This window comes from Burkholderia sp. Bp8984, assembly GCF_003853755.1.
GTDB lineage: Bacteria > Pseudomonadota > Gammaproteobacteria > Burkholderiales > Burkholderiaceae > Burkholderia.
Genome location: NZ_QTQN01000028.1, coordinates 31,633 through 58,027 on the forward strand (window position 1 = coordinate 31,633; position 26,395 = coordinate 58,027).

The 26,395-nt window shown below is 64.0% G+C and carries 21 protein-coding genes and 4 pseudogenes; 13 read left to right on the forward strand and 12 right to left on the reverse strand.

Annotation, left to right across the window (positions count from 1 at the left end; translation table 11 throughout):
• Positions 1–18: 18 nt before the first annotated feature.
• Together manD and DID98_RS25370 are read right to left on the reverse strand one after the other, a co-directional pair.
• Entirely contained in the window at positions 19–1,227 is a 1,209-nt protein-coding gene (gene manD, locus DID98_RS25365; protein WP_124488657.1) for a D-mannonate dehydratase ManD, read from the reverse strand.
• Positions 1,228–1,248: 21 nt separating this feature from the next.
• The gene (locus DID98_RS25370) at positions 1,249–1,980 is read right to left on the reverse strand and encodes a GntR family transcriptional regulator (RefSeq protein WP_124488658.1); all 732 of its coding nucleotides are present in this window, start codon (positions 1,978–1,980) and stop codon (positions 1,249–1,251) included.
• A gap of 157 nt (positions 1,981–2,137) precedes the next feature.
• Here DID98_RS25370 and DID98_RS25375 point away from each other — a divergent pair, with 157 nt between their 5' ends.
• The 5 genes and pseudogenes from DID98_RS25375 to DID98_RS25395 all read left to right on the forward strand — a co-directional run bounded on the left by DID98_RS25375 (position 2,138) and on the right by DID98_RS25395 (position 7,412).
• On the forward strand, positions 2,138–3,601 hold the full coding sequence (locus tag DID98_RS25375) for a mannitol dehydrogenase family protein (protein ID WP_124488659.1): 1,464 nt from the start codon (positions 2,138–2,140) through the stop codon (positions 3,599–3,601).
• Between the two features lie 134 nt (positions 3,602–3,735).
• Positions 3,736–5,031, forward strand: coding sequence for an MFS transporter (locus DID98_RS25380; protein WP_124488660.1), 1,296 nt, complete (start codon positions 3,736–3,738; stop codon positions 5,029–5,031).
• A 201-nt stretch (positions 5,032–5,232) separates the two neighbouring features.
• A pseudogene (locus tag DID98_RS36660) lies at positions 5,233–6,023 on the forward strand (transcriptional initiation protein Tat).
• A gap of 8 nt (positions 6,024–6,031) precedes the next feature.
• Positions 6,032–6,313 (forward strand): annotated as a pseudogene (locus tag DID98_RS25390) (ABC transporter substrate-binding protein); the annotation flags it as partial.
• Between the two features lie 733 nt (positions 6,314–7,046).
• Positions 7,047–7,412: an HAD domain-containing protein gene (locus DID98_RS25395; RefSeq protein WP_124488661.1), complete on the forward strand. Its 366-nt coding sequence runs from the start codon at positions 7,047–7,049 to the stop codon at positions 7,410–7,412.
• A gap of 15 nt (positions 7,413–7,427) precedes the next feature.
• Here the strand turns inward: DID98_RS25395 and DID98_RS36375 are convergent, their stop codons facing one another.
• Positions 7,428–7,562 carry a hypothetical protein gene (locus DID98_RS36375; RefSeq protein WP_259645653.1) on the reverse strand — a complete coding sequence of 45 codons (135 nt, stop codon included), beginning with the start codon at positions 7,560–7,562 and terminating at the stop codon, positions 7,428–7,430.
• A 28-nt stretch (positions 7,563–7,590) separates the two neighbouring features.
• On the opposite strand from DID98_RS36375, the gene DID98_RS25400 reads away from it, so the two are divergent.
• Positions 7,591–8,097 (forward strand): hypothetical protein, encoded by a 507-nt coding sequence (locus tag DID98_RS25400; RefSeq protein WP_124488662.1) that lies wholly within the window; start codon positions 7,591–7,593, stop codon positions 8,095–8,097.
• 50 nt (positions 8,098–8,147) lie between these two features.
• Here the strand turns inward: DID98_RS25400 and DID98_RS25405 are convergent, their stop codons facing one another.
• The 6 genes from DID98_RS25405 to DID98_RS25435 all read right to left on the reverse strand — a co-directional run bounded on the left by DID98_RS25405 (position 8,148) and on the right by DID98_RS25435 (position 16,607).
• Positions 8,148–8,432, reverse strand: coding sequence for a PAAR domain-containing protein (locus tag DID98_RS25405; protein WP_124488663.1), 285 nt, complete (start codon positions 8,430–8,432; stop codon positions 8,148–8,150).
• A complete protein-coding gene (locus DID98_RS25410) occupies positions 8,429–9,397 on the reverse strand; it encodes a DUF6708 domain-containing protein (RefSeq protein WP_124488664.1) in 969 nt (322 codons plus the stop codon). The genes DID98_RS25405 and DID98_RS25410 overlap by 4 nt, the downstream gene beginning before the upstream one ends.
• Before the next feature lie 271 nt (positions 9,398–9,668).
• A complete protein-coding gene (locus tag DID98_RS25420; protein ID WP_260426201.1) occupies positions 9,669–10,382 on the reverse strand; it encodes a DUF6708 domain-containing protein in 714 nt (237 codons plus the stop codon).
• Between the two features lie 266 nt (positions 10,383–10,648).
• A complete protein-coding gene (locus DID98_RS25425; RefSeq protein ID WP_124488666.1) occupies positions 10,649–13,210 on the reverse strand; it encodes a T6SS effector BTH_I2691 family protein in 2,562 nt (853 codons plus the stop codon).
• 30 nt (positions 13,211–13,240) lie between these two features.
• Complete coding sequence (locus tag DID98_RS25430; protein ID WP_124523290.1) at positions 13,241–14,044, reverse strand: DUF4123 domain-containing protein; 804 nt, start codon at positions 14,042–14,044, stop codon at positions 13,241–13,243.
• Positions 14,045–14,054: 10 nt separating this feature from the next.
• A complete protein-coding gene (locus tag DID98_RS25435; RefSeq protein WP_124488668.1) occupies positions 14,055–16,607 on the reverse strand; it encodes a type VI secretion system Vgr family protein in 2,553 nt (850 codons plus the stop codon).
• 447 nt (positions 16,608–17,054) lie between these two features.
• On the opposite strand from DID98_RS25435, the pseudogene DID98_RS25440 reads away from it, so the two are divergent.
• The 3 genes and pseudogenes from DID98_RS25440 to DID98_RS25450 all read left to right on the forward strand — a co-directional run.
• Positions 17,055–17,795 (forward strand): annotated as a pseudogene (locus DID98_RS25440) (substrate-binding domain-containing protein); the annotation flags it as partial.
• Between the two features lie 46 nt (positions 17,796–17,841).
• Positions 17,842–18,528 carry a c-type cytochrome gene (locus DID98_RS25445; RefSeq protein WP_185500324.1) on the forward strand — a complete coding sequence of 229 codons (687 nt, stop codon included), beginning with the start codon at positions 17,842–17,844 and terminating at the stop codon, positions 18,526–18,528.
• Positions 18,525–19,490 (forward strand): c-type cytochrome, encoded by a 966-nt coding sequence (locus DID98_RS25450; protein WP_124488670.1) that lies wholly within the window; start codon positions 18,525–18,527, stop codon positions 19,488–19,490. Before DID98_RS25445 ends, DID98_RS25450 begins: the two co-directional genes overlap by 4 nt.
• Before the next feature lie 34 nt (positions 19,491–19,524).
• Here DID98_RS25450 and DID98_RS25455 read toward each other — a convergent pair whose 3' ends face one another.
• The 3 genes and pseudogenes from DID98_RS25455 to DID98_RS25465 all read right to left on the reverse strand — a co-directional run bounded on the left by DID98_RS25455 (position 19,525) and on the right by DID98_RS25465 (position 23,306).
• Positions 19,525–21,447: an SMP-30/gluconolactonase/LRE family protein gene (locus DID98_RS25455; RefSeq protein ID WP_124523294.1), complete on the reverse strand. Its 1,923-nt coding sequence runs from the start codon at positions 21,445–21,447 to the stop codon at positions 19,525–19,527.
• A gap of 513 nt (positions 21,448–21,960) precedes the next feature.
• A pseudogene (locus DID98_RS25460) lies at positions 21,961–22,059 on the reverse strand (aldehyde-activating protein); the annotation flags it as partial.
• A gap of 53 nt (positions 22,060–22,112) precedes the next feature.
• Positions 22,113–23,306 carry a porin gene (locus DID98_RS25465; protein WP_124523296.1) on the reverse strand — a complete coding sequence of 398 codons (1,194 nt, stop codon included), beginning with the start codon at positions 23,304–23,306 and terminating at the stop codon, positions 22,113–22,115.
• 317 nt (positions 23,307–23,623) lie between these two features.
• On the opposite strand from DID98_RS25465, the gene DID98_RS25470 reads away from it, so the two are divergent.
• From DID98_RS25470 to DID98_RS25485, 4 genes are all read left to right on the forward strand, one after another.
• On the forward strand, positions 23,624–24,256 hold the full coding sequence (locus DID98_RS25470; protein ID WP_124488673.1) for a LysE family translocator: 633 nt from the start codon (positions 23,624–23,626) through the stop codon (positions 24,254–24,256).
• 96 nt (positions 24,257–24,352) lie between these two features.
• On the forward strand, positions 24,353–24,889 hold the full coding sequence (locus DID98_RS25475) for a GNAT family N-acetyltransferase (RefSeq protein WP_124488674.1): 537 nt from the start codon (positions 24,353–24,355) through the stop codon (positions 24,887–24,889).
• Between the two features lie 106 nt (positions 24,890–24,995).
• Complete coding sequence (locus tag DID98_RS25480; RefSeq protein WP_124488675.1) at positions 24,996–25,730, forward strand: metallophosphoesterase; 735 nt, start codon at positions 24,996–24,998, stop codon at positions 25,728–25,730.
• Positions 25,731–25,782: 52 nt separating this feature from the next.
• The gene (locus tag DID98_RS25485) at positions 25,783–26,394 is read left to right on the forward strand and encodes an alpha/beta fold hydrolase (RefSeq protein ID WP_044847427.1); all 612 of its coding nucleotides are present in this window, start codon (positions 25,783–25,785) and stop codon (positions 26,392–26,394) included.
• Position 26,395 lies beyond the last annotated feature (1 nt).

Consider the following 26,395-nt stretch of genomic DNA (forward strand, 5'->3'; position numbering starts at 1 on the left):
CCTTCCGGTCTTCGGCGCTTACCAGTTCCACATCGATCCGTCGCGCAACCGGGCGACCGGCAGGTACGCGCGCTCGTACGGGTATTTCGCGGCCAGTGTCTCGTCGATGTCGACGCCGAGGCCCGGCACGTCGTCCATCACGAGATAGCCGTCCTCGAAGCGGTAGCTGTGCGGAAACACTTCGTCGGTCAGCGCGCTGTGCGGCATCAGTTCCTGGATGCCGAAGTTCGGCGCCCACAGCCCGAAGTTCACGGCCGCCGCCATGCAGACGGGCGACAGGTCGGTCGCGCCGTGGAAACCGGTGCGCACCTGGTACATCGCCGCGTAGTCGGCGATGCGCCGTACGTGCGTGATGCCGCCAGCGTGCACGATGGTCGCGCGGATGTAGTCGATCAGCTGGTCGCGGATCAGGTCCTTGCAATCCCAGATCGAGTTGAATACCTCGCCGACCGCGAGCGGCGTCGTCGTGTGCTGGCGAATCAGGCGGAACGCGTCCTGGTTCTCCGCGGGTGTCGCGTCCTCGAGCCAGAGCAGGCGATACGGCTCGAGATCGCGGCCGAGCCGCGCGGCTTCGATCGGCGTGAGCCGGTGATGTGCGTCGTGGAGCAGGTGCGGCGCATCGCCGACCGCGTCGCGCACCTTGCGGAACAGTTCCGGCGTGTGGCGCAGGTAGAGCGCGGTGTCCCACGGCTCCTCGGGCGGCAGCCCCTTCTCGGCGGGCTCGTACGCGCCGGCCGTCTTGCCGACGCCGTACACCTTGTCGAGCCCCGGCACACCGGACTGCACGCGGATCGCGCGGTAGCCGGCGTCGATGTGCGCGCGCACCGCGTCGACCGCTTCCTCGTGATCGCGCCCGTTCGCGTGGCCGTATACCATCAGGCCGTCGCGGCTCTTGCCGCCGAGCAACTGATAGACGGGCATGCCCGCGAGCTTGCCCAGGATGTCCCACAGCGCCATGTCGATCGCGGCGATCGCCGCCATCGTCACGGGCCCGCGCCGCCAGTACGCGCCGCGATATAGGTATTGCCAGATGTCCTCGATGTTGCGCGGGTCGCGTCCGACGAGGCACGGAAACACGTGGTCTTCCAGGTACGCGCGCACCGCGAGCTCACGCCCGTTGAGCGTCGCGTCGCCCAGGCCGTAGACGCCTTCGTCGGTCACGATCTTCACCGTCACGAAATTCCGGCCCGGACACGTGACGATGGTCTGCAAGCGTTCGATTTTCACTGCGCTCCTCCAGCGGGCGTTTCAGTCGACAAAGTAATGGGGCGCGCGGCTGCGCACTTCCGGCAGATGCGAGCCGATCCGGTCGACGTGCGACGCGACCGATGCGCCGAGCAGCGCCATGTTGCGCGACGCGATGTGCGCAAGGATCTGTTCGTGTTCCTGCAGCGCGCGGCGCGCGTGATCCTCGACGCGGTCGAGCAGCAGCCAGCGCACACGGTCGAACTGGCGCTTCATCGGCTGCAGCATTTCCCACACGTGCGGCCGACCCGCGAACGCGAACATCCGGCCGTGCATTGCCTCGTCGAGATCGAAGAACGCTTCGACGTCGCCCGCGGCCACCGCCTCGCGCTGCGCGTCGATGATCCGCGACAGCTCCGCGAGCTGCGCCGGCGTGATCTTCTGCGCGAGCTCGACATGGTTCGCGCATTCGAGCGTGCTGCGCGCGAAGCGCCCTTCCTCGAGGATCGACACCGGAATCGGCGCGACCAGCGTGCCGACCTTCCGGATGATCTGCACGAGCCGCTCGTCGGCGAGCTGCGCGAACGCTTCGCGCACCGGCGTGCGGCTGACCTTGATCGTCGTGGAGATCACCGCCTCCGACAGCGCGGTGCGCGGCGGCAGCGCACCGCGCACGATCGCGTGGCGCAGCAGCGCATGCACCTGCTCCGTATACGACCGGCTCTCGTCCAGCGAGAACCCCTGCAACGCCGTGACCACGACGTCCGCTTCTTCCAGTGCTGCCGTTTCGCTCATGGTTGCGATGGATCCGACTTGATATCGATGCCTACCATGGTACATAAGCAGTCGATTTCAGGCGATCTAGCGTTTACACCGATAACTTCGCGCTAAAACTCGAAATAACCTGCACGCATTCCATCATCTACCATGGTACAAACCGTTACCGACCGTCATGCTATCTGCCCCCGATTTTCTGCGCACTGCGCCGCCCGGCACGGGCCGTCCCGGTTATGACCGGCAGGCGGTTCGCACGGGTATCGTCCATCTCGGCCTCGGCGCGTTCCATCGCGCGCACCAGGCGCTGCATACGGAGACGGTGCTCGAACAGGGCGACCTGCGCTGGGGCATCGTCGGCGTCGAACTGCGGCGGCGGCATACCGTCGACCTGCTCGCCGCGCAGGATCACCTGTATACGGTGATCGAACGCGATGGCCAAGGCGCGCGCGCGCGCATCGTCGGTGCGGTGCACGACGCGCTGTTCGCGCCCGAATCGCTGCCCGCGCTACTGGCGCTGATCGCCGATCCGGCCGTGTCGATCGTCAGCCTGACCGTCACCGAGAAAGGCTATTGCCGCCGCCCCGGCGGCGGTCTCGATACCGACGATCCTGCGATCCGGCAAGATCTCGCGACGCCCGGCACGCCGCGCACCGCGCTCGGCGTGATCGCGGCCGGCCTGCGCCTGCGGCCGGCCCATGCGCCGCTGACCGTCGTCTGCTGCGACAACATGACATCGAACGGCGACACGCTGCGCGCGCTGCTGATCGACTACGCGGAACGCATCGACGGCGCGCTCGCGCGGCGCATCCGCGACGACGTCGCGTTCCCGAACAGCATGGTCGACCGGATCGTGCCGGCCGCGACGCCCGAATCTCTCGACTGGGCGCACGCCCATCTCGGCGCGCGCGATGCGGCTGCGATCGTCTGCGAGCCGTTCTCGCAATGGGTGATCGAGGATCGCTTCGCCGGCCCGCGCCCGCGCTGGGAAGACGCCGGCGCGCACCTCGTCGGCGACGTGCGGCCCTACGAAACGATGAAGCTGCGGCTGCTGAACGGCTCGCATTCGGCGATCGCGTATGCGGGACAGTTGCGCGGCCGCGCGACGGTGTCCGACGCGATGGCCGATCCGGCGATCGCGGCGCTCGTCGACGGCGTGATGACGCGCGACCTGCTCGCGACCGTCGACGTGCCGTCCGGCTATGACGCGCACGGCTATTGCGCGACGCTCGTGCAGCGCTTCCGCAATCCGACTCTCGCGCATCGCACCGAACAGATCGCGATGGACGGCACGCAGAAGGTGCCGCTGCGCTGGCTTCCCGCGCTCGCCGAAAGCGCGCGGGCCGGCGTCGAGCGGCCCTATCTGGAACGCGCGCTCGCGCTCTGGCTGCACTACCTCGCCAACGCGCGCGACGAATCGGGCCGCGCGCTCGCGGTCAGCGATCCGGGCGCGGCCGCACTCGGCGCGGCGCTGTCGGCAGCCGGCGATGCCACCCGCGCGGTTCGGGCTGCCCTCGGCAGCCTCGCGCTCGCCGGTTCGGCGGCATGGCCCGATGCAGTGATCACGCGCATCGGTGCCCATCTCGCGACGCTTCGCGCGAGCGGCACCGATGGGCTGCTCGCACCGTTGTACGCGCGCTGAACGACCGCTTACCCCGGTTCGCTGGACTCCTGATCGAACCGCGCAGTGCCCTGCCCGCCGACGCACATGCCGACGCGGCAAACGATCGACAAGACAACCATGACAGCCGGCCCACCGGCACGAAGGAGACGGACATGAAGCAGAAGTCGCAGGCGTGGTTCACGGTATTCCTGCTGTTCCTCGTGTATGGCATCAACTATCTCGACCGCGTCGCGCTGTCGATCGTCGCGCCGATCGTGCAGACCGATCTCGGCATCGACGCCGCGCAGATGGGCCTCGTCTTCAGCACGTTCTTCATCGGCTACGCGCTGTTCAATTTCATCGGCGGGCTCGCGTCCGACCGGCTCGGGCCGAAGCTCGTATACGTGCTGTCGGTCGGGCTGTGGTCAGTGTTCTGCGGAATGACCGCGCTCACCGTCGGCTTCGTGAGCCTGCTGATCGTGCGGCTGCTGTTCGGCATGGCCGAAGGGCCGCTGTGCTCGGCCGCGAACAAGATGGTCAACAACTGGCTGCCGCGCGACGCCGCCGCGACCGCGATGGGCCTGCTCAGCGCCGGCTCGCCGCTCGGCGGCGCGATCGCCGGGCCGATCGTCGGCCTGCTGGCCGCGCAGTTCGGCTGGCGACCGGCGTTCTGGATCGTATGTGCGATCGGGCTCGTGTGGGTCGTCGTGTGGATGATGTCGACCTCGGACCGTCCGGCCACGCCGGTCGGCGGCGCAGCGGGTGCGCCCGCAGCGACACCCGCCGCTGCGCCCCCCCACGCAGGTGCCGCCGCCGGCCCCGCAACGCCCGCACACACGCTGTCGCACTACGTGCGCCAGCCGCGCATCCTCGCGACGGCCGCCGCGTTCTTCAGCTACAACTACGTGCTGTTCTTCTTCTTGAGCTGGTTCCCGAGCTACCTCGTGCGTGCGCACCATCTGAACATCAAGGAGATGAGCGTCGCCACCGTCGTGCCCTGGCTCGTCGGCACGGTCGGCCTCGCGTGCGGCGGCGCGATCTCGGATGCGCTGTACCGGCTCACCGGCAACCTGCTGCTGTCGCGCCGGATCGTGCTCGTCACCTGCCTGCTCGGCGCCGGCGCGTGCGTGGCCGTCGCGGGCGCCGTGCAGTCGACGCAAGGCGCGGTCGCGCTGATGTCCGTGTCGCTGTTCTTCCTGTACGTGACGGGTGCGATCTATTGGGCGATCGTGCAGGACGTCGTGCACCCGGCGCGCGTCGGCGGCGTCAGCGGCTTCCTGCATTGCATGGGCAGCCTGTCGGGCGTGATCGGGCCGGCGGTGACCGGCTTCATCGTCGAGCGCAGCGGCTCGTTCGCGTCCGCGTTCGTGCTGGCCGGCGCGATCGCACTCGCGGGCGCGGTGCTGGCCGGCGTGTTCGTGCGCAACGCACGGCCGTCGGAAGTGCTGCGCGAACGCACCGCACACTGACCTTTCAAGGCTGACGAAGGCCGCGCGGCGCCGCATGAGTCAGCACCGCGCGGCCTTGTCGTTTCATCCAATCATCGCACCCTCGAATATCTCCCATCCGATATCGCGATTTCCGCTGTCGATCGCGCGCCTCTAGACTGGCTACGCGATGGCGACGCTGCGCAGCGGCACGCCCCCACGAAAACGATATGGGAGAGTTCGATGTCCGACCGGGATGCGCGCCGCGGCGCGCTCAAGACACTCGGCCTCGCGGCCGCCACGGCGCTGCTCGGCGCCGCGCGCACCGCTCAGGCTGCGACGCCCGAATCCGGCGCGCTGCTGGCCGGCGGCGCGACGCGCCTCGCCGACCTCACCCGCCGCCTCGCGGCCACGCCGAGACGACGCGACTTCAAGACGGTGCCGATGATCGTCGAGCGCCCCGATCAATGGGATCACGCGGCGCTCATGGAAGTGATCGGCTATCGCGGCGGCCCGAAGCAGGTGTGGGACAACACCGAGCTCGCGGCCCGTGGCTGAACCTGATGCGCAATGCGCTGAACGCGCAGGTCTGGGGATTCGGTCATCCGGACTTCCTCGTCGTGTCGGCCACGCACGGCGCCGCGCATCTCGCGCTGTTCGACCCGGCCGCGTGGGACAAATACGGCCTCGCGACATTCGCCGGCGCCGCGTTCGCGACCAACACGCTGCTCGCCGCGGAACCCGCGCAGTCGAAAGACGCGCAGGATCACGAACTACCTGATGGCGCGTTCTCGTCGCACGACAACAGCATCGCCGCGCTGCAGCAGCGCGGCGTCGTGTTCCTGGCATGCCACAACGCGATCTGGGAGCTCGCGGAACGGCTCGACCGCGCGAATGCAAATCCGGACAAGCTCCCGCTCGACGCGCTCGCCGCCGACCTGACCAACCACGTGATTCCGTCGGCGATCGTCACGCCGGGCGTGGTCGGTACGCTGCCCGAGCTGCAGCACGCCGGTTTCACTTACGCGAAGTGAGGCGCCCGATGACATCGATCCGCACGCGTTCTCCGTGGCGACGCCGGTGGCTCACGGCGCTGTCCGCCACGCTGGCCGCGCTCTGCTGCACGTCGGCGCTGTCGCTCGCTGCCCCGGCCGATGCTTCAAACAGCGTCTTTCCGCCGTGGCAGGACGGCCGCAACAACGACGCGACGAACCGCGGCCTCGAATTCACGGTGCCGCAGGTCGACGTGCTCGCCGATTTCCACGGCGACCTCACCGCGCCGAAGCTCGTGCTGTACGTCGGCGGCAACTACTTCTTCGTTATACAGACAGGTTAAAGACCATAGATTGAAGTCTGTAGCTCACCCGCACATAAGCAGGTATGGACGTTCACCCCGGAATCGGAAGCGTATGGACGTCGGCCGCGAGCGTATGTCTTTGTGACAGACGAGTAACGGCGGTCCCGGCCCAGCCTACGAGCGTTAGGCAACAGATCCGAATCGACCGACAGCAACCCTCTCGGGTTTTCCATTCCTCTTTTTACAGATAGGGGCGAGTTGCCAAAGCCGGCGCGTCAGACGTTCGAGTGTGTGCAACTGTGGTACCGCCCGCAGGGCGGCTGTCCACACCCTTGTGGTGTGGGCAGCAGAGTTGTGCATACGGGGACCTTGCAGTGCACCGTCATCATGACAACGGCCATTGTTACAGATGATGCTGCTCGTTCTCGAGGAGCGCACTCAATCGGTCAAAACTTCTGCTCAAGTTCAGCGACGAACTGGCTGGCTGTAATGTCCAAAACCTCACACCAGCTACATAGCTCAATAACATCCAGCCGGCGCTCGCCGCACGGATATCTGGGCGCGCATTCGCGCGTAAACTCGCTTGCTAAACCAGCATGTGCGGTATGTTGTACATCTGCGCCGTCCAAGTGCTGGACCGTCGACCGTACCCGCATGTTGCTGTCGACCGCCACAGCCGGCGACAAATCCCTCGAACCAGACTCGAATCTTCCTAGCCATAGCGGGAACGACAATTATGGTGAGTGATAGTAGGTACACCGTGCTCGTGCTCGACCAGCCGACACCTACCCTCTTCGTCGACTATGACGGCACGCTCCACCGGGGACACGCCGCTCTCGACCAGAACGGCGATGTGTTACTGGATTCGGGACATCCGCTGTTCGAATTTGCTCCTTTGCTGGCGGAAATGCTCGAGCCGTACCCGGACGTACAGATTGTCCTGACAACGTCTTGGCTCGACACACTACCGCTCGACCAGGTCGTCTCGTACCTGCCGGCTGCGCTTGCCAGACGGGTCGTGGGCACAACTTGCGGCATCAAAGCGCGCTTTGGGTATCTGATGGACGGGTCGGCACGGACCTATATCATCAGGTTTTACGTGTTCGCGAAACGCCTGAAAAATTGACTGGCGATTGACGACTCAGTCTACGGTGCATATCACCTGAGCACCGATTTCCTCGACCTGAGTCCGCACCTGGTCTTGCTCGACGCCCAGCGCGGAATTGGCGACGCGCAAGTCCAGCAGCGCATCCGGGAGTGGCTGGTCGAAGTGCATCCACCCTTGAGTTCCTAGCATCCAGCCGATGGTCCAGCGACTGCAGGAGGTGGTGGGCAAGCTGTACAAGCCACCGGCGGACGGTGCACGCCAGGTGTTTGCGCTGTCGCGCCGCGACGCCGAGAAACTGCCGCGGCTACCGTCGGTTGCCATCATCTCGGTCACCGCACCGGAGCGCCCGCCCGCCAGCCTCGATGGCTTCGCCCATCTGCTTCGCCTGAGCTTCGCGGACGTCGATTTCCTGAGTCCGAGTCTCTCGGAGAAGGCGCGGGAAAAGCTGGGGGAGGCGTTCACCGCAGAGCAGGCTCAGACGATTCGCGCGTTCGTCGAGGCCCTGCCTGACGAAGTCGTGTCGGTGGTCGTCCACTGCGAAGGAGGTTGCTCGCGTTCATGTACCATCGCCTTGGCGCTCCACCAGCTATATGGCTATCGCGCGGAAATCGAACATCTTTCTCAAGCCAACCCCTCAGTCGTTCGCACGCTGATAGGAAATGACCGTAAAGCTCATCGCGAGCGGCAACGGGCCCGTCGTTGAGACGTTTCAACGACCACGCCCGTTGTCCTGCAACAGGCAGCGACGCCCCGTCATGCCTTTATTGAGCCAAGAGTCTGTGACGCCACCAGCTTCGGCAGTGGCTCACATTTGCATTGGCACAAATCGTTCTCCAATGCGACCTGCTTACCCATCATCGTCATCGTGCGCGGTGAGCCGCCGCTTATGATGACGCCCGTCGTACCACAGGCGGGGCACTGAACAGGGGCGCCCAGATAAGCGAAAGGTTGGCCTTGCAACGAGGTCCCAGCGATACCGTCAACCACGACACCGTTGCGGTCAGTCTTATCGCCCTGACGAATGAACCGTCGGCTCATACCGGAAGCCCCGTGGACGAAGCCTCGGCATTGCACGCACGTTCGATATTTGCGGGCCACACCGGTTCGCGGCAAGTCAGTTGGGCGAACCACTGCATCAGGGAGAAAATGAATGCTGGAAGTGCGCCAATACCCATTACCAGCCACACCATCGGATTGCGCGAGTTAGTCAGGGCAGACCAGCCTTCAAAATTCAACCTAAGCGAATTGCGCAGGGAGGCTCCCCTCGGCAGAAACTCTGTCACGGGCGGCACGGAAGCGGGACCTTCCTCCATAAACCGCCGATAAAACTCGAAGTCTTGGTAAAGGATTTTCATGACCTCCCGGCCTCCCACACTGCTCTCATCGAATGCCATGACGACTCGTGTTCCTATCGAAAAAGTGTCCCTAACCAGTCCCTTGTCGTCAAGAACAAGGCAGCGAACCATACGCGGCGTGGTACGCGCGAGGCCCTGTCTGGGTTTGCGTTCAACGTACAGGAAAGCACTATCCCAAGGTACTGACACAACCCCGCCAGGGCCATTGTGCCTGAACGCATAAATCATCCGGTTGCGCCGGTCAAAACGGACGGGTTTGCTGATGTAGTTGAAACAGTCGCGCGTCAATGCCCAAATGCCAATCCCCGAGAAGCAAAGCCCGACAAACAGGAAAAAGCCCAGCGCACCGTACATGAAGCCCTGTTGTCCTCGCTGCTCGTAGATTGGAGGTACATGAGTCAGCATCCAAAGTAGGGCCGCCGTGAATGCCAACGAACCGAGCCCTGGCAGCATAAAGGCAAAAACCCCCCAGCCCTTCTCCGAGTAGGTTCCATCGCGGACCTCAAGACAGGTATCGCTCATCGAGAATACGGAACGGTCGTCCTTGGGCGTGTCAGATGCAGGCTGTCCGATTGCGAGACGAGCACCCTGTTCTTCCTCGCTGACCGGCCGATTCAGGCGGTACCACGAGAGTCCATCAAATGCCATCTCTTTTCTCCATCACGAAAGCATTGCCGCAAATGCCTTTTGGTCTTCGGCCAGAGTCGGAAACCGGTCTTTCGCCTCTTTCAACTTATAAAACATCGTTCGAGCTACTCATCCACTTTCTTTCCTTTGAAGTAGTTGTGCCGCAGGCCGGACACTGAACGTGTGGCGCCCAGATATGAGAAAGGTTGACCTTGAAACGAGGTCCCTGCGATACCGTCAATCACAGCCCCACTCCGGTCGGTCTTATCGCTCTGACGAATGAACCGTCGGCTCATGCTGTAAGCCCGTTGGATGGCGTCACAGCGTTGCACGCCCGCTCGACTTCCTCGGGCCACACCGGTTCGCGACAGGTCAGTTGCGCGATGTAGTAGGCAACAGCCAGGGCGAGTGTCGGTACCGCTGCAATAACCGTCATCAGAGACATAACCAGACTCCCCGACTTCAACAGGTCCGATGCGCCGTCGAACTGCAACTTTAGCGAATTTCGAAACGAGACTTCCGTACTGAGAAACTCGGCTACCGGAGGTACGGCAGATGGCCCCTCTTCCATGAAACGCCGATAGTATTCAAAGTCTTGATAGAGTTCTTCCATCGCCTGCTGTCCAGCCGGGCTGTTCTCGTCAAATGCCAGCTCTACGTATTTTCCGACGGAGAACGTCCCGACAACCACCCCCTTGTCGTTAAGCACAAGGCAACGGACCACACGAGGCGCGGTTGCCGCGAGCCCAGCTTTTGGCTTGCGTTCAATATACAAAAATGCGCTATCCCACGGAACTGAGAAGACGCCGCCTGGCCCATTGTGACGGAAGGCGTATATCGTGCGGTCCAGGCGGTTAAACCGTATCGGCTTGCGAGTGTAATTAAAGCAATCGACGAGAAGCGCTCGCACTGTTATTGCGAGCCCTCCAATGCCAGCCAATGTGAAAATGGTCAGCAGGAAGTAAACAATACCCTCCTGCCCTTTTTCCCGGACAGCGATTGGCATGTGTGTCGCTATCCACATAAACATCGCGACTAGGCACAAGAAGAGGAGACCAGCGGTAGAGAATGCCAGTAACCCCCAGCCTTTTTCACGATAAAGGCCATCACACACCTCAAGGTAGGAATCGGTTGCTTTGAAGGCCGTCCCAACACTCTTTGCACTATCAGTGCACCGTTCGTTGACATACAGTCGTGCTGATGACTCCGTATCCGTTACCGGTCGATTTAGTTTGTACCGGGAGTGTCCGTCGAAAGCCATACTGGTTCCATTCAAGAAAAAATTGCTGTAAACGCCTTCCGATCTTCTTCAAGGCGCTCAAATCTTTCACTAGTCGCCTTGATACCGAAATAGCATTGCTCTAGCCAATCGTCCACTTCGCGACTTTTGAAATAATTAATCAATACACCGATAAGAGCAGCGAGAAGGAGCAACGGCAACGTCAGAACACTTCCCAAAAACGCGGCAACGACCAAGGCTCCTCCGATAAGTGCCGACGTGGTGTAGAGCGCAAACATAAGAATATTTCCGTGCTCCAGTTCGTCGTAGGCATGGTATGCATCGATAGCCGCCGATACTAACCCGACTATAGCCCCACCGAACCTGCCCACGATGGCTAGGAACCGCCCAACCTTGGCCAAGCTCTCGGAAAGCTTGACGCCCACCTTCTCCATCTGCTCAAGCGCGGATGAACCATATTGTGCGACGCCCGCTACGAGCCCACCGACTGCATTGTCGAACTTGATGCCAGCTTCCGTCTGATTGAACCGATTCGCTTTCTTCAACTCCTCACGAGCGAAACGAAGATTGATTGCACCGAATATCGCACCAATACCCGCAAACCCGGGTTCTCCCTTCGTCATAAGCCGGAACTTCGGCATGTAAATCGTCTCGACCACTTCAGACGTCAGCGTCGCACCGGCCAACTTCTCGAAGCCGGGTTTGGCCTTAACGTTTGCCAGGGCGGCGGCCTCCGTCGCAGGGCTTTCGACTAGCACGAATTGCTTCGCCTTAATTTCCGGCTCGGCACTTCCTCCTACGGTGGCCTTGTCCTGAAGCTGTTTCTTCAGGTCCTGCACGCTAATTTTCTGCCGACCCGGCATCATTTCCTGCATCTGGCGGGCGACGTAATTCACCCACTGGTTTACCGACCCGTATACGGCCTTAAACTCGAACAGCTGTTTCGTCCGCATGCACAACGTGACATACAACGTCTTCGCCGCCGCAGTCTCCACGCCCGTACTGACCGCTTGAACGACTGGCCCACCGGTCTCGTGCAACAGTCGCGCCAGGGATTTCGCGACGGCAACCTTAATGCCCTTGTCCTTCGAATCCTCCACCTGCTCTATCTTGCTGTAGGACTCGATGAGCTTCGCCACAAACTCCCTCAGTTCCATGTACGGGTAACTGGACGCTTCCTTGACCTTCTCGGCCAGCACCGGGCTATTTAAGACGAACGCGCGCAGCAGCGGGTTGCGGGTATCGGATACGCTTCCTTGGGCCCACTTGACGAGCACGTCAATGGTTTCTTTGCGGTCCGCCGAGCCTTCGATGCACCGAGTAAATGTGTTGGTATAGTTCAGCCCGCAACGCCAGCTTCCCGACTCGTAGTCGAATTCGAACACATTGAGAAGCGCGGGACTGGAAAGCCATACCTGATGGTCTTGCGATAGCGGCACAAGCGTACTAGTTTGCTCCTGCCTCATGTCGTTTGCCATCTTTTGCCGAAAGTCGACGATGGCCTGCTGCCGATAGTGGGTCGTATAGGGCTTCCATGCCTCCGGTCCGGCCGTTGCAAGCTCCGCCGTCTTCTTCGCCTCAATGCTTTTGAGTTGCTTCTCAAGCGCCTTGCCACCATCGAACAGCGCTCCGAGGCTCATACCCTCATAGGCATTGGCTTCTAACATACTGGCGCCACGTTCAACGTCCTCTTTCGCCGATACCGCGACCGCTTTTTGCAGCGCACCGATTGCGCTGGCGGCCCAGATGCCGTGTTCATACGGTGCAAGCGCAGCGCCGAAAGCGACGCGCTGCTCGAAGTTGAGCTCCTGCGTGATACCGACCGGGTCCCACAATGCGAAGAACAGCCCCTTGTCCGGCAGGATGGTATCCATCGCCTTTTTCAGGGCCGGCTGCTGCCCGGCACGGTCATGGTACGGAAAGCAACCGGTAACGAGCGCATCGGGACGGCCGCCCTGGTATTCGCTCAGCAGCCCCTCGAGATGGTCCAGGCTATCCGCGTGCGGCTGGTTCATGCTGCCGTTATACCAGGCGGTCGCATCGAACTTCTGCATCCGCTTGTCACGACAGCCCATGAAATTCTTCGCATAGGTGTCGCGGACCTTCTGCGTCCAAAGCTCATCGCTGAACGCCAGATACACGGCTCCGGCATGTTCAGCGTCTTCAATGGTGATGCATTGGGCCAGTTGCGCATGCCCGGGTTGATGACAGCTGAACGGCTTCTCGAAACTACGGTCGAGCTTGATGCCGACCGGATAGTCGTACAAGTATCCTTCCGCCGTAACGGCATATATCTGCCACCGCTGTGTTTTCGGATAGAAGATATACACGTAGCCATAGCGCAAAGTGCGCAGCGTGTACTTTGCCTTCTTGAGCGCAATGCTGACAACGCCGTCGCCAAACTTGCCGCCCATGAGCGACATCGCGCCAGCAGAGCTGTGGGCCTTCGAGTTGGCCACGGCCCCGTAGCGGACGGGCAGAATCGGCAATCCCTTCTTCTTGCACATATTGCATGAATTGGGCGCGCGCGAGCTTGTCTGCATCGCGGACTGCGTGAGCTGGGAAATACTCGCAAAGTTCGTGTCGAGTGCCATTCTGTATCTCTCTCGTGCCCCCACTCGGGCTTATTGATATTGGATGCTCTCGCGCGCAATCGCTTCCCAGTCTGCTGCGCTCCAGTTCGCCACCGCTTCAGCATACGGGCCTTTCCGCGGCGCCTGCAGAACGGCCCGAACACGCGGGTGACGGTCGAAGTACGGGGAGACGAGTGTGCCGTGAAGTGCAAAAGCAAGCAGGTCCCCGCCAGCGAGTCCATGAGCTTCGCCTTTTGCAAGCTGCGCATCGAGCAGTGCCGGAATTTCGGGACGCGGCGCCGTACCATTGCGCCGGAGCAAGTCAAGCGCGCGCTGAACCAGCTCGATGCGCGCGATTCGTGCGTGCTGGTCCGCCGTAACAGCGAAGGCTGCGTCCAGTTCGGCGGCGCCGTTGACCACCGTCCAACCGCTCATGGGGTCGAGGTACGTCCACGATGCAACCGGCCCCAGAAGAGCACCCATCTGCTCAGCCTTCAAGATGCGACCCAAGTGCGGAAACACGCGCGGGTCGTAGTAGCGGAAGACCGCATCGCCCGAAGTTGGCGCCCGCAGTATCAACCGGTCCGCCAGATGGTGCTGTAGCCGGCCCGTCGCCTTGCCGCATTCGACAATGGCGCAAACGACCGGCGGCAAGCCATTCTCCAGGTCCGATTCGGCGCGCTCTCTCAACGCTGGCAATTGCAGTTCGGGATGCTCGGCGCAGTACAGCACGGGAGCCACGCCCTCGAGCTCGGGACGAGCCGCGGGAACCAACTCACCGACTTCATAGACCGGCGGCACGCCAAGCAGCTCGAGCTTCCCGTTGACGACTTCAACGATAACGTAGTGAACCATGCTGACCGCCCTACACGAGTGCCGAGCCGGCCTGCGCTGCGGCTGCGAACTGCTGGGCGCACGACTTTGAAGGCGCAAGCTGCGCCGATGCGTTATCGCCCCCCGGGCCATCGAAGACGAGTGGACTGCCCTTGACCTCGACCAATCCCGGCGCATGGATGAAGATTTTGCCGTCGGCGATGCGAATCGTTGCGCCGCCGGCGGTGAGGGTGATTTCCTTCTGGGCCGTAACATTCACCGAATCGGACGTGGACACGACCTTCACGGTTTTGTCTGCCGTAAGTTCGATGTTGTCCGACTGCGCCTGCACTTCGACCTTGCCTTTGCCGGCAAACAGCTTGATACCGGCGTTCTGCACAAAGAAGCTCAGTTTCTCGCCAATGCTGGCAATCCATGACTTGGCCGCCGACACATAGGTGCTCTCGCCGCTGACCAGATTGACGTGCTGGGTGGCTGCTGCGTGGAGTGATTTCTGCGTCGACAGTCCCATGTCAGCCGGGCTCGCGAGCAGCATGACGGGTTGCGAAAATGCGTTGGCGCTTCCGGTGCCGCCACCCGCTGTCCTGCCGCCCGCCATAGAGCCCTGCGCATCGCTCTGCGTCGTCGCAGCGAAGTCCTTGATGGCGTCCTGTGCGTCGTCCAGGGTCTCGGCCTTGCCGTCAGCTGCCGCGAGTGAGCGATGCTGAATCACGCCGCTCGAATCGATAAGGTGTTGCGTGGCTTCCTTCACATCCAGCGGCTGACTCGACGTACCGCCGCGGGCGTAGGTCGACACGTAGAGCCCGCGTCCGGCCCGCAGTGCGCCTGACGCCTCGGTCTTCAGTTCGAATCCCGCTCCAAGGTAGTTGCCGCGCGTATTGCCGCTGTGGTCGATGAGATAGCCGATGTGCAGATACGAATTCGCCGTCGAGCTGAAAAGCTGCGCCCGGTTCTGCGACGTGGAATCGTCGAAGACGAGTTGATTGAAACCCTGCCCGCTGTACTCCTGCGACTTGAAACCGGACAGCAGGCCGTTCGAATGCCAATGTGGCGTGTTGACAGCGTGAAAGAGCACTCCGCTGACGACCGGGCGGTCGCAATCCCCGTCGAGGTAATTGACGGCCACTTCCTGCCCGATTCGCGGAACAAACACACCGCCGAACCCTTTGCCGGCGTGCGGCAGTATCACCCGCATCCAGCACGATGACGTCTCGTTATTGCTACCCAGACGGTCCCAGTGCATCTGCGCCTTCACCCGGTTCAACTCGTCCGTGTACACCTCCTCACCCGCCGGTCCCACGATAGTGGCCGTCTGCATGTGCATGACCGGCTTTCTGTGCTCGAACGGGCTGCGGAATGGCACCGAGCGGCGCTGGACCTCGATTTCGGCCAGCACGAAGCTTTCATTACCTAACGGGTCTTTGGACACGAATGCGGCCTGCCGGTCCTTGTATTCGGCACGCAGACGCGACAGGCGCCGCTGCAGGCTACCCGGGAAGGGACGGCTGTTGCCCAGCGGCAGATTGTTCTGGATAGCCCAACGCACGCCGAGAATCGCGAACTCGCGGTCCTCAGGCTTGTCTGCTTCGTGCTCGGGATGGTCTTCGAGCGTGAACCATCGACCGGCGTCCATGCACGGCACACTGCCCACCCCGAAAAACCGTTTGCTGCGCGAGGCCATCTCTTCAAGTCGAATTCGCATAGCGCGCTCGCCACGGTCGTAGGACTCGCCGGTAACCGGAAAGCTATAGTGGCCCGCGTATTCGTAGACTTCCAACTGCTGCGGGATATCGCCTTGGTCGACCGTAGACCGGTCCGCCCGCTGCAAAGCGCGCGTTGGACGTTTGTAATCCGCCGTGCTGAACGCATATCCGACGCTTTGCGTCGTACGCTCGCCGCTCCATTCGACGAGTGTGCCGGCCTGACCGTCTTGGTCGCCGCGGTAGAACGGTACTCGCTGGGTAGCGAGCGCCTTGCAATTGAAGAGGTCGTCGGTCACGACAACCGTATGGGACTTACCGTCCTCGGCATACTCCACGTACGTGAACCACCCCTCTGACTCCATCAGCCGATGGACGAAATTGTGGTCGGTTTCGTACTGGGTGCAATAAGACCGCACTGCGCCCGGGTCTTTCGTGTCAACACGGAAGTGGCCCTTTGCCTGCATGTGGCCGCTGAACACTTCAGTCAGGATGTCGGCAGTCGTCAGGTCCTGGAAGATGCGCGCATCCTTGCGGTACTGCAGAAAGCGCATCCACGATGAAAAGGAAAGCTGGTAGTAAACGAGTCCCCCGTCCGCGCCGAGGCGTCGCGTGGCATAAACGTAGCCGTGCCAGGGCAGGTAAGACTCGTCGGCTTGACGCACCCATAACGTGACAGGTTGCGCCATCAGGTTCTTCAACTGGAGCGCTTGCTCCCGGGAAACGACGTCGACTGTGAGCTCGAAATCCCGGCCCACGCGAGATTCACCGATAACGCGCTGCGGCAAAAGCACTCTTGCCCCGAGAGGAGTGTCCAGGATGAGCGTCCGGTTCGTCTGCTCGATACCCGCGTCGAGCATCAACGCGTTGGGCAACCTACCCATATCGAATATCTCCTCGGGAAATTAACATGCACATAAATCGAAAGGACAAAAGGTCAGACGAGATTTTGACACAACGACCTTCCCGATTTGATAACAAACGTAAAAACAGCAAGCCTGCAATATTTTCCGAGTCAATGCACCGCAATCTCTCTCCTCGGGAGCATTGGTATTTTTTACATCACCCCAACGTACAGCAATCGCCCAGTACCATCTGTGATAAAAGCGAACAGTTCCCGCGCGTATCGTCCTTCATGGCGTGAGGGCGCTCACATTCTAAAAAATGCGCACCAAATGGACCTCCGCACAATCGCGTTGAGTTATTCAATTTTTCGAAAAATATAACGGCGAAAAATAAGCAACTGTCAGAAATTACTGGTCACGCAAATTTCGTCATGTGTCGCCGCCCTGCCCCGGCGACGTGATTGAACTCCATTCCAAAAGTTGATTCCGGAATACCGCGGCCGCATCTACTCGGAAACGACCCCGCCCGGCCTGCTCGTGAAGCAGATTCACGCGGGCGGTACGATCACCGTCGGCAACATGACGTGGACGGTCGAGCCCGAAGCGTATTTCGCCGGGCTCGGCAAGATCGACGAACTGATCGCGGACGGCACGCCCGACGGTCCGGCCGTACCCTACGTGACCAACCAGTTGACGATCATGGTGCGCGCGGGCAATCCGAAGCACATCGCGTCGCTGAGCGATCTCGCGCGGCCCGACGTGAAGCTCGCGATGCCGAACCCGGCGTTCGAAGGCGTCGCGCGGCAGATCCGCGCATCGCTCGTGAAAGCCGGCGGCGGCGATACGCTCGCGCGCACCGTCTACGACGACAAGGCGCGCGCCGGCACGACCGAACTCACGCACATTCATCATCGGGAAACCGCGCTGTTCCTGATGCAGGGACGCGCCGACGCCGGCGTGCTGTGGCAATCGGAAGCGGCGTTCCAGGAACAGGTCGGGCATCCGCTGATGCACATCGACATTCCGGCCGCGCACAATACGACGGCGATCTATGCAGGCGCGATGGTGAAGCACGCGCCGCATCCGGACGCCGCACGCGCGTGGCTCGCGTACATCCAGTCGCCCGAGGCGTTCCGGATTTTCGCGCGCTACGGCTTCGGGCAATATGACGCGACGGCACCGACACCGCAGCTTGCGCCACGGCAGGACCGGCCCGACGCGGGTTGATCGCGCAATTGCGCACGCCACAAGACAGACAATGAGGAGGGGACCCGTGAACGATTCGGGCGACACACCGCGACGCCGGTTCGCGCCGCTGCTGCTCGCCGCGGCAGCGCTCCTGGCCGGCAACGCGCGCGCGGACGACGTCGCGCTCGGCAAGACCATCGCCACCCGGGGCACGACGACGGGCGTGGCTGCATGCATCGGCTGCCACGGTGCCCAGGGCGAAGGCAACGCGGCCGCCGGCTTTCCGCGGCTCGCCGGCACACATGCCGCCTATCTTTCGGCTCAACTCGCCGCGTTCGCCGACGGCAGCCGCCAGAATCCGGTCATGCAGCCGCTCGCGAAACTGCTGTCGCCGCGCGATCGCGACGCGGTCTCCGCGTACTTCGCGAGCCTGCCCGTGCCGCCCGCCATTGCCGCTTCCGACGCCGCGTCGATCGACCCGGCGAACACCGGCGCGTGGCTCGCGACGCGCGGACGCTGGTCGCAGGGCCTGCCCGCCTGTGCGCAATGCCACGGCGCGGGCGGCCTCGGCGTAGGCACCGCGTTTCCGCCGCTCGCCGGCCAGCCGGCCGCGTACATCGCGAGCCAGCTGAACGGCTGGAAGCGCGGCACGCGCGCGCCCGGCCCGATGGCGCTGATGCCGATGATTGCCGGCAAGCTGTCCGACGCCGATATCGACGCGGTGGCCGCCTACTATGCGCGCGGCGGCGCCGCGAACGGAGAACAACGATGATCGACCGCTCGGTGGTGGTCCGCGGCGCGCGTGCCGCGCTGCTCGGTACGGCCTGGCTGCCCGCGCTCGCGTGCGCGGCCGCGCCGCAGGACGCCCCGGCCGCCGCTTCCGCTTCCGCCTCCGCCGCTTCCGCCTCCGCCACAGCCACCGTTCCCGCGACGACGACGACGGCGAAGCCGTTCACGCCGCCGCCCGAATCCGCGATACCCGCCGACGACTTCGGCAAGACCGTGAAGCTCGGCGAGCAGATCTTCCTGCACACACCCGAGCTCGCGGGCAAGTACGTCGGCAACAAGCTGACCTGCGCGAGCTGCCACCTCGACGCGGGCCGCCGGCCCGATTCGAGCCCAATGTGGGCCGCCTACCTGCTGTACCCGGCCTACCGCATCAAGAACGGCCACGTGAACACGTTCGCCGAACGCCTGCAGGGTTGCTTCAGATACAGCATGAACGGCAAGGCGCCGCCGGCCGGCGATCCGATTCTCGTTGCGCTCGAAACCTATTCGTACTGGCTCGCGAAGGGCGCGCCAGTCGGCACGAAACTGCCCGGCCAGGGTTTCCCGAAACTGCCGCCGCCCGCACAAAAAGCCGACTACGCGCGCGGCGCCGCCGTCTACACGCAGCACTGCGCGCTGTGTCACGGCGCGGACGGCCAGGGACAATCGAGCGGCGGCAAGCCGGTCTTTCCGGCGCTCTGGGGCGCACGCTCGTTCAACTGGGGCGCGGGGATGGGCGACATCCGCAACGCGGCCGGCTTCGTGAAGGCCAACATGCCGCTCGGGCTCGGCGGCACGCTGACCGATCAGGAAGCGTGGGACGTCGCGACCTTCATGGACAGCCACGAACGCCCGCAGGACCCGCGCTTCACCGGCTCGGTGCAGGACACCCGCGCGAAATTCCACGACACGCCCGACTCGATGTACGGACGCGAGGTGAACGGCCGCGTGCCCGGCGCGCCATGAGACCTGGCCGGCCCGGGCGGCGCCGCTTGCACCATCACGGACGCCAGCGATACACGACGAGGCTCGACCCGTTGTAGTTGTCCTTCGTGATCACGTATTCGCCGGTCGAGCGCAGGTACGCACGGATGCCGTACATCGAGTCGACGTCGTTGCCGACGTCCATCGCCGACGTGTTCGAGTTCGTCAGCGTGGTGACGAGGCTGCCGGTGTTCAGGTCGAACACGTCGACGTTCGGCACCGTGTGCACGTAGCCGACGAACAGGTAGTGGCCGGCCGCAGCCATCGATTTCGGATTCGCGCTCGTCAGGTTGATCGCCACGTTCGGCGTGCTCGTGTTGCCGGCCATCCAGCCGCGATAGACCTCGATGTGCCCGTTCATCGCGGTCCAGTCCCAGCTGCCCGAGATGCCCTGCGCGAGGATCATCGTGTCGCTGTCGGCCTGGTAGATGATCCGCGTGAGCGGCAGCACGGTGCGCGGAATCGGAATCTGCACCGGCTTGCCCCATGTCGGCTTCCCGGCCGCGTCGAAACCCGTCATCGGATAGTGGGAGATGTTGTTGGTGCGATCGAGCCCGGCCCACACGTCGCCGTTGTCGTCGAGCGAGAAACCTGCCGTTACCTGCAGCGTCGTGTTGAACGGCTTGCCGGGAATCGAGCCGTCCGGAATCGCGATGTAGCCGCTCGCGCCGTTGAAGTGATAGAGGTTGTAGTTGCCCGGGTTCTGCCCGGTCGCGACGAGCATCCGGGTGCCCTTTACCAGCGCCAGCTGGCCGAAATGCTGGCCGCGCTGGTAGTCGTTCATGTCGAGGCGCGGGTCCTTCGGATAGCTGAACGGATCGATCGTGTTCGCGACGAACGTGCCGCCCGCGGTGCCGGTGTACACGTTGTTGCCGCTGTAGAAGAACGCGCCGTCGGTCGCCGGATCGGGCGCGGCGGCACCCTCGAAGTTCAGCGCCTGCAGCTTCCATTGCAGCGCGCCCGTCGGGTTGTACGAATGCAGGTCGGTGCTGCCGTTGCGCCCGAGATCCCAGCCGCCGCCCCACGCGTTGTTCAGCACGTACAGGTTGCCGGCCGCGTCCTTGCCGATGCCTGCGACGCGCGTGAAGCGCTTGTCGCCGACCTGCCCCTTGATGCCCGACGTCGTGTCGAGATAGCCGCCCTGCACGCCGAACGTGCCGAGCTGCACGGGCTGGCCCACGAGCGCGTAGATCTTGATGTTCATGTCGGGGCCTTCGTCGCCCACCAGCAACTGCCCGCGCGGCGCATCGAAATACAGCGATGCCGGCCGCGCACGGGCCGCCATCTGGATCGTGCTCATCGCCGTGCCCGTCGGGCTGAACTGCGCGACGACGCCCGCACTCTTGCGCGCGACCCACAGGTTGCCGGCCGCGTCGAGCGCCAGCGCGCCGGGCCCCGATACGCCGATGTCGCGCTGCCACACGCCGTCCGTCGTGTAGACGCGCACGCGATTGCCATAGAAGTCGCTCGCGTACAGCAGGTTGCCGGCCGTCGCGAGGCCCGTGATCACGTCCGCGTACTGGATGCCCGTCCACGTGCTGACCGGAATGCGCAGGTCGCGCTGGTTCGTGCTGCGGTTGTAGCGGCCGACCGAGCCGCTGCCGAACGTGCGGTTGTAGCCGAGCGCGACGAACAGCGCGTTCGCATTGCCGGTGATCGCGCCGCCCTGGAATTCGTCGTGGATGCCGATCGTGCCGAGCGTCTGCCCGTTCTGGTAGATCGCGACGCCGCCCGCGTTCTCGTCCCAGCGCGAAGCCGTATAGATCACGCCCTCGGGGGCGACCCACAGCGAGCGCGCGCCGTTGCCGACGTGCGCGGCGAGCGTGCCGAACGTGTTCGCGAGCCAGTCCGTCGTGTATTGCGCTTGTGCGTGACTGACCGGCGCCAGCATTGCCATGCACAATCCAAGCAATGCCGCGCGAATTTGTTTCGATAACATGAATGATGCTCCCGGACGATCGTTTTTCGACACTCTAATTCGCCGCGTATGAAATATCGGTGATTTTTTCAAGAACCGGTTCAATTACCGTGCAAGCGATTCATTACGTTCCCTTACCGCACGACGCGAATTGACCAGCGATGGGGCATGCCGGGGTCACCACCGTGAAACCCGTCAACCAACGCCGTTGCGATCCGTCATTACCGGCACTTTGTTCCGGATTTCCTAATGCTCGCACGTCATTTTTTCTGACATGCGAGCATTGATTTTCATTTCCAGGAAACCGATTCGATTATTACAAATCGAAATAAAAATGAAAGAGAAAAAATATTATCCGGCGCACGCAGCCTTGCCGGGTAAATCGTGAATATATGAAATAAGGCAGTGTGCGGCGGAATGCCGTTGCCGATGAAGATGCGGACGAGGTCCGGGATGTACCGCGCGTGCGGCGAAGGGAAGTGGGCGGCGGTGAATGAGCACGGCCGCACGCCGGCGGGTGGCGGCCGGTTAAGGTCAGCTCGCGCTGTCGAGCGTCGGGCCGTCCCGGCCGTCGAGGTACTTGGGCAGCGCATCGACGACGTCAATCACGCGCTGCCGGTGGAACAGATGCATCCACGCAACCGGCGGCCCGCATCGAACGCGAGCCCCCGGTCATGCGCATGCCATCAGAACTTCTGACGCAGCCCGAGGCTGACGATCGCCTGCGATCGCGAGTCGGACGAGTGGCCGTTCGCCTTGTCCGACACCGACGCGGTCGCCGCCACCGGCCGGCCGAGCGCGTCGAGCGTCGTGCCCGACGCATGCTGGTACGCACCGAGCAGGTACACGCTGGTGCGCTTCGACAGGTCGTAGACCGCACCGAGCGTGACGTTGTGATACTGCGCACGGTTGTCGATGCCGTCGACTTCGCTGCCGCGCGTGTAGCTGTAGCCCGCGAACAGTTGCGTCTGCGGCTGCACGTTCCAGCGCGTGAACACGCCCGCGACGTTGAACGTCGCATGGCCGCTGAACAGCGACTGGGCACCGCTGCGGTACTGCACGTTGCTGTAGTTCACGCCGACCACGGCCGGGCCGAAGTCGTACGTCGCGCCGGTCGCGATGATCTGCTGCGACTGCGCGCTCGCATAGCCTTCGTTGATCGACGAGTTGAACAGGCCGTCGTCGGTGCTCCGCCATTTGCCGGCGGTCGGGTCGGTCGCGCCCGTCTTGCTGTTGTCCGAATGCTCGTAGCCGACGCCCACACGCAGCGGCCCTGCCGCGTACGCCGCGCCGACGCTCCACGTGTTGCGCTGCTTCATGCTGCCCGGCTGGCTGCCGAAGCCGTACAGCGCGCCGAACGTGAAGCCCGCGTAGTTCGCGCTCGTGTACTTGATCGAGCTGTCGACGCGCGCGGTCTGGTCGAGGTCGTCGATGTCGCCCGGATGCGCGCCGAAGCCGCCGATGAACGACGACGGGCCGACCGGGCTCACGAAGTCGTCGAGCGACGTGTACTGGCGGCCGAGCGTGACCGTGCCGTAGCGGTCGCTGCCGACGCCGACGAACGCCTGCCGGCCGAACTGGCGGCCGCCCTGGCCCGACGTGCCGTTGGTGATGTCGAAGCCGTTCTCGAGCACGAACAGCGCGCGCATCCCGCCGCCGAGATCCTCGGCGCCCTTGATGCCCCAGCGGCTGCCGGACAGGTTGCCGGTAGTCAGGGCGACGTCCGAGCGCCCCGTATAGGCGCCCGGCGAGCCGACCCGTTCGTTGCTGCGATAGGTCACGCCCGCATCGACGATGCCGTACAGCGTGACGGAGCTTTGCGCGGAGGCGATGCCCGCGAGCGAGAGCAGCAGCGGTGCTGCGATCAGTTGCTTGTTCATGATTTTTTAGCGTCTCCGGGCGGTGAGCCCGTTGTTCTATGCGAGTAGCGCGTGCGGTCGGCGAGATCCGCCGGCATGGCGAGGCCGGCAGCGTCCGCACACGGGAACGCGCGCATGCGAAACGCGCGCGCGACGTCGCGGCCAGCATGCCCGCCGCGGCCGCCATGGTAGTTGGAACCGGTTCCGGTCGATAGCGCAATAATGAAAACAGCTTCTTGCCAAAATCGAGATAATCAGCCGCGCGGCGGACGTCCCTGTACAGCGCGAGGCCGCGCGCCCGATAATCGGGCACCCGCCTTCCACCGGGAGTCTTCGGCATGCATCAATCGACCCTGCTGATCTTCGCCGCCGTCGCGTTCGTCGGGATCGCGACGCCCGGCCCGACCGTGCTGCTCGCACTGACCAACGGCTCGCGCTACGGCGCGCGCCGCGCGGCCTACGGCTTCGCCGGCGCGATGCTGTCCGACTTCGTGCTGATCGTCGCGGTCGCGCTCGGCCTCGGCGCGCTGCTGATGGCCTCGGCGTTCTGGTTCTCGGTGGTGAAATGGCTCGGCGCCGCCTATCTCGCGTACGTCGGCATCCGGCTGCTCACGTCGAAGGGCTCGCTCGACGTCGCCGTCGCGCATGGCGGCGCGGCGTACGAACGCAACGCGTCGATCTTCGCGAAGAGCTTCCTGACCGCGGTGACGAATCCGAAGGGCTATCTGTTCTTCTCCGCGTTCCTGCCGCAGTTCCTCGATCCGGCCGCCCCGCTGGCACCGCAATACGTTGCGCTCGCGGTCACGTTCGCGCTGCTCGACGGCGCCGTGATGTTCGGCTACGCGCTGCTCGGCGCGCGCGCTATGCGGCTGCTGAAGCGCTCGGGCGCGCTGTGGCTCGAACGCACGTGCGGCGCGATGCTGCTCGCGCTGGCGGGATCGCTCGCGCTGTATCGGCGGCATGCTGCGTAGGAGCATCGGCATGCGCGGTGCTTCGGGCGCTTCGAGCGCTTCAGGCGCGCCGTTCGCGCGGGTCGCATTACCCGCAACGTTCTCAACGGGCTCGCGATGAGAATCGACGTCCCGCCCCGCTCCGGTTTCCCCGGCCTGTCGCTGCGCCAGCTCGACCGCGCGGATCTCGACACGTGGTACGCATACCTGTCGAATCCCGACGTCGTCCGCCACACGAGCTGGAACCTGCATGCGCGCGACGATCTGCTGCCGCTGTTCGACGGCATCGAATCGGCTCATCCGGATTCGATCCGCCGCCTCGCGATCGTCGACGACGCGTCGGGCGCGCTCGCCGGGACCATCGGGCTGCATACGGTATCCACCGCGAACCGCTCGGCCGAGATCGCGTACGACCTCGCGCCGTCGCACTGGGGGCGCGGCATCGCGAGCGCGCTGTGCGCGAGCGTCACCGCATGGGCGTTCGCCGAAGGCGGCTTCATGCGGATCCAGGGCGTCGTGCTGACCAGCAATGCCGGCTCCGCGCGCGTGCTGCAGAAATGCGGCTACCGGTACGAAGGATTGCTGCGCGCATACCGGATGGTGCGCGGCATGCCGGGCGATTTCGCGCTGTACGCGCGCCTCGCGACCGACTGACGGGTCGACGCGACGCGCGACGCGCCGATCCGCACGCCGTCGACGCGAATGGACGACCCGCGGCGAATTCGCGACAATCGCCGTTCCCCGCCTCGACTCCTTCGCCATGAAAATCGCCGCGCTGTCCGACATCCACGGCAACCTCGCCGCGCTCGACGCGGTGCTCGACGACGTGCGCCGCCGCGGCGCCGACGTGATCGTCAACCTCGGCGACATCGTGTCGGGCGCGCTCCATCCTGCCGCAACGGCCGACCGCCTGATCGCGCTCGACCTGCCGACCATCAAGGGCAATCACGAACGGCAACTGCTGACCGGCGATCGCGACACGATGCGGCTGTCCGACCGCTGGGCGCACGACACGCTGCGCGACGACCATCGCGCATGGATCGCCGCGCTGCCCGAGCGCCTGACGCTCGGCGACGATGTACTGATGGTGCACGGCACGCCCGCCAGCGACCTCGTCTACTTCCTCGAAACGGTCACGCCCGACGGCTGCCGTGCGGCGACGCCCGATGAAATCGCGCAGCGCGCGGGCGACGAGACGGCCTCGCTGATTCTGTGCGGCCATACGCATGTGCCGCGCCTCGCGAAACTCGACGACGGCCGGCTGATCGTCAACCCCGGCAGTGTCGGGCTGCAAGCGTACGCGGACGATCTACCGCACCCGCACCGGATCGAAACGGGTTCGCCGCATGCGCGCTACGCGATGGTGTCGCGCACGCCGGCCGGCTGGCACGCCGAATTCCATGCGGTCGAATACGACTGGCATACGGCCGCCGCCACCGCGGCATCGCGCGGCCGCGACGACTGGACCGTCGCGCTGCGCACCGGCCGGTGCTGACGCATCGCCGCCTTCCATTCACCCGCTTCGTTCACCAGAAAGCCGATCCGTCATGCCCGTTCCGTCACAACTGCTGTTCCTGCCCGGCGCGTCGGGCAGCACCGCCTTCTGGCAACCGCTCGCGAGCCGCCTCGCGCATCCGGCCGAGCGTCGGATCGTCGGCTATCCGGGCTTCGGCGACACGCCGCGCGATCCGGCCGTCGACGACTTCGACGGTCTCGTGCGCCATGTGCTGAGCGCGATCGACCGGCCGACCGCCGTGATCGCGCAATCGATGGGCGGCGTGATCGCGATGCGCGCGGCACTCGAACGTGCACCGCTCGTCACGCACCTGGTGCTGACGGTCACGTCGGGCGGCCTCGACATGCAGGGGCTCGGCGCGCAGGACTGGCGCGCCGGCTTCGCGCAAGCGAACCCGCAATTGCCCGACTGGTTCCTGACGTTGCGCGCCGACCTGTCGCAGGGCATCGGCCGCATCGCGCAGCCGACGCTGCTGCTGTGGGGCGACGACGATCCGATCAGCCCGGTCGCGGCCGGCAAACGCCTGCTCGAACGGCTGCCCGATGCACGGCTGCACGTGGTGCCGGGCGGCCGGCACGATCTCGCGGCCGTGCATGCCGAAACGCTCGCGCCGCTCGTCGACGCGCATCTGCAGCGCGTGTGAC

Coding starts and splice junctions, on each gene's coding strand:
- DID98_RS25370 (WP_124488658.1), bottom strand. CDS start 1,980: ATGAGCGAAACGGCAGCACTGGAAGAAGCGGACGTCGTGGTCACGGCG.
- DID98_RS25375 (WP_124488659.1), top strand. CDS start 2,138: ATGCTATCTGCCCCCGATTTTCTGCGCACTGCGCCGCCCGGCACGGGC.
- DID98_RS25380 (WP_124488660.1), top strand. CDS start 3,736: ATGAAGCAGAAGTCGCAGGCGTGGTTCACGGTATTCCTGCTGTTCCTC.
- DID98_RS36375 (WP_259645653.1), bottom strand. CDS start 7,562: ATGCACTTCGACCAGCCACTCCCGGATGCGCTGCTGGACTTGCGCGTC.
- DID98_RS25400 (WP_124488662.1), top strand. CDS start 7,591: ATGGTCCAGCGACTGCAGGAGGTGGTGGGCAAGCTGTACAAGCCACCG.
- DID98_RS25405 (WP_124488663.1), bottom strand. CDS start 8,432: ATGAGCCGACGGTTCATTCGTCAGGGCGATAAGACTGACCGCAACGGT.
- DID98_RS25410 (WP_124488664.1), bottom strand. CDS start 9,397: ATGGCATTTGATGGACTCTCGTGGTACCGCCTGAATCGGCCGGTCAGC.
- DID98_RS25420 (WP_260426201.1), bottom strand. CDS start 10,382: ATGCCAATCGCTGTCCGGGAAAAAGGGCAGGAGGGTATTGTTTACTTC.
- DID98_RS25425 (WP_124488666.1), bottom strand. CDS start 13,210: ATGGCACTCGACACGAACTTTGCGAGTATTTCCCAGCTCACGCAGTCC.
- DID98_RS25430 (WP_124523290.1), bottom strand. CDS start 14,044: ATGGTTCACTACGTTATCGTTGAAGTCGTCAACGGGAAGCTCGAGCTG.
- DID98_RS25435 (WP_124488668.1), bottom strand. CDS start 16,607: ATGGGTAGGTTGCCCAACGCGTTGATGCTCGACGCGGGTATCGAGCAG.
- DID98_RS25450 (WP_124488670.1), top strand. CDS start 18,525: ATGATCGACCGCTCGGTGGTGGTCCGCGGCGCGCGTGCCGCGCTGCTC.
- DID98_RS25455 (WP_124523294.1), bottom strand. CDS start 21,447: ATGTTATCGAAACAAATTCGCGCGGCATTGCTTGGATTGTGCATGGCA.
- DID98_RS25465 (WP_124523296.1), bottom strand. CDS start 23,306: ATGAACAAGCAACTGATCGCAGCACCGCTGCTGCTCTCGCTCGCGGGC.
- DID98_RS25470 (WP_124488673.1), top strand. CDS start 23,624: ATGCATCAATCGACCCTGCTGATCTTCGCCGCCGTCGCGTTCGTCGGG.
- DID98_RS25475 (WP_124488674.1), top strand. CDS start 24,353: ATGAGAATCGACGTCCCGCCCCGCTCCGGTTTCCCCGGCCTGTCGCTG.
- DID98_RS25480 (WP_124488675.1), top strand. CDS start 24,996: ATGAAAATCGCCGCGCTGTCCGACATCCACGGCAACCTCGCCGCGCTC.
- DID98_RS25485 (WP_044847427.1), top strand. CDS start 25,783: ATGCCCGTTCCGTCACAACTGCTGTTCCTGCCCGGCGCGTCGGGCAGC.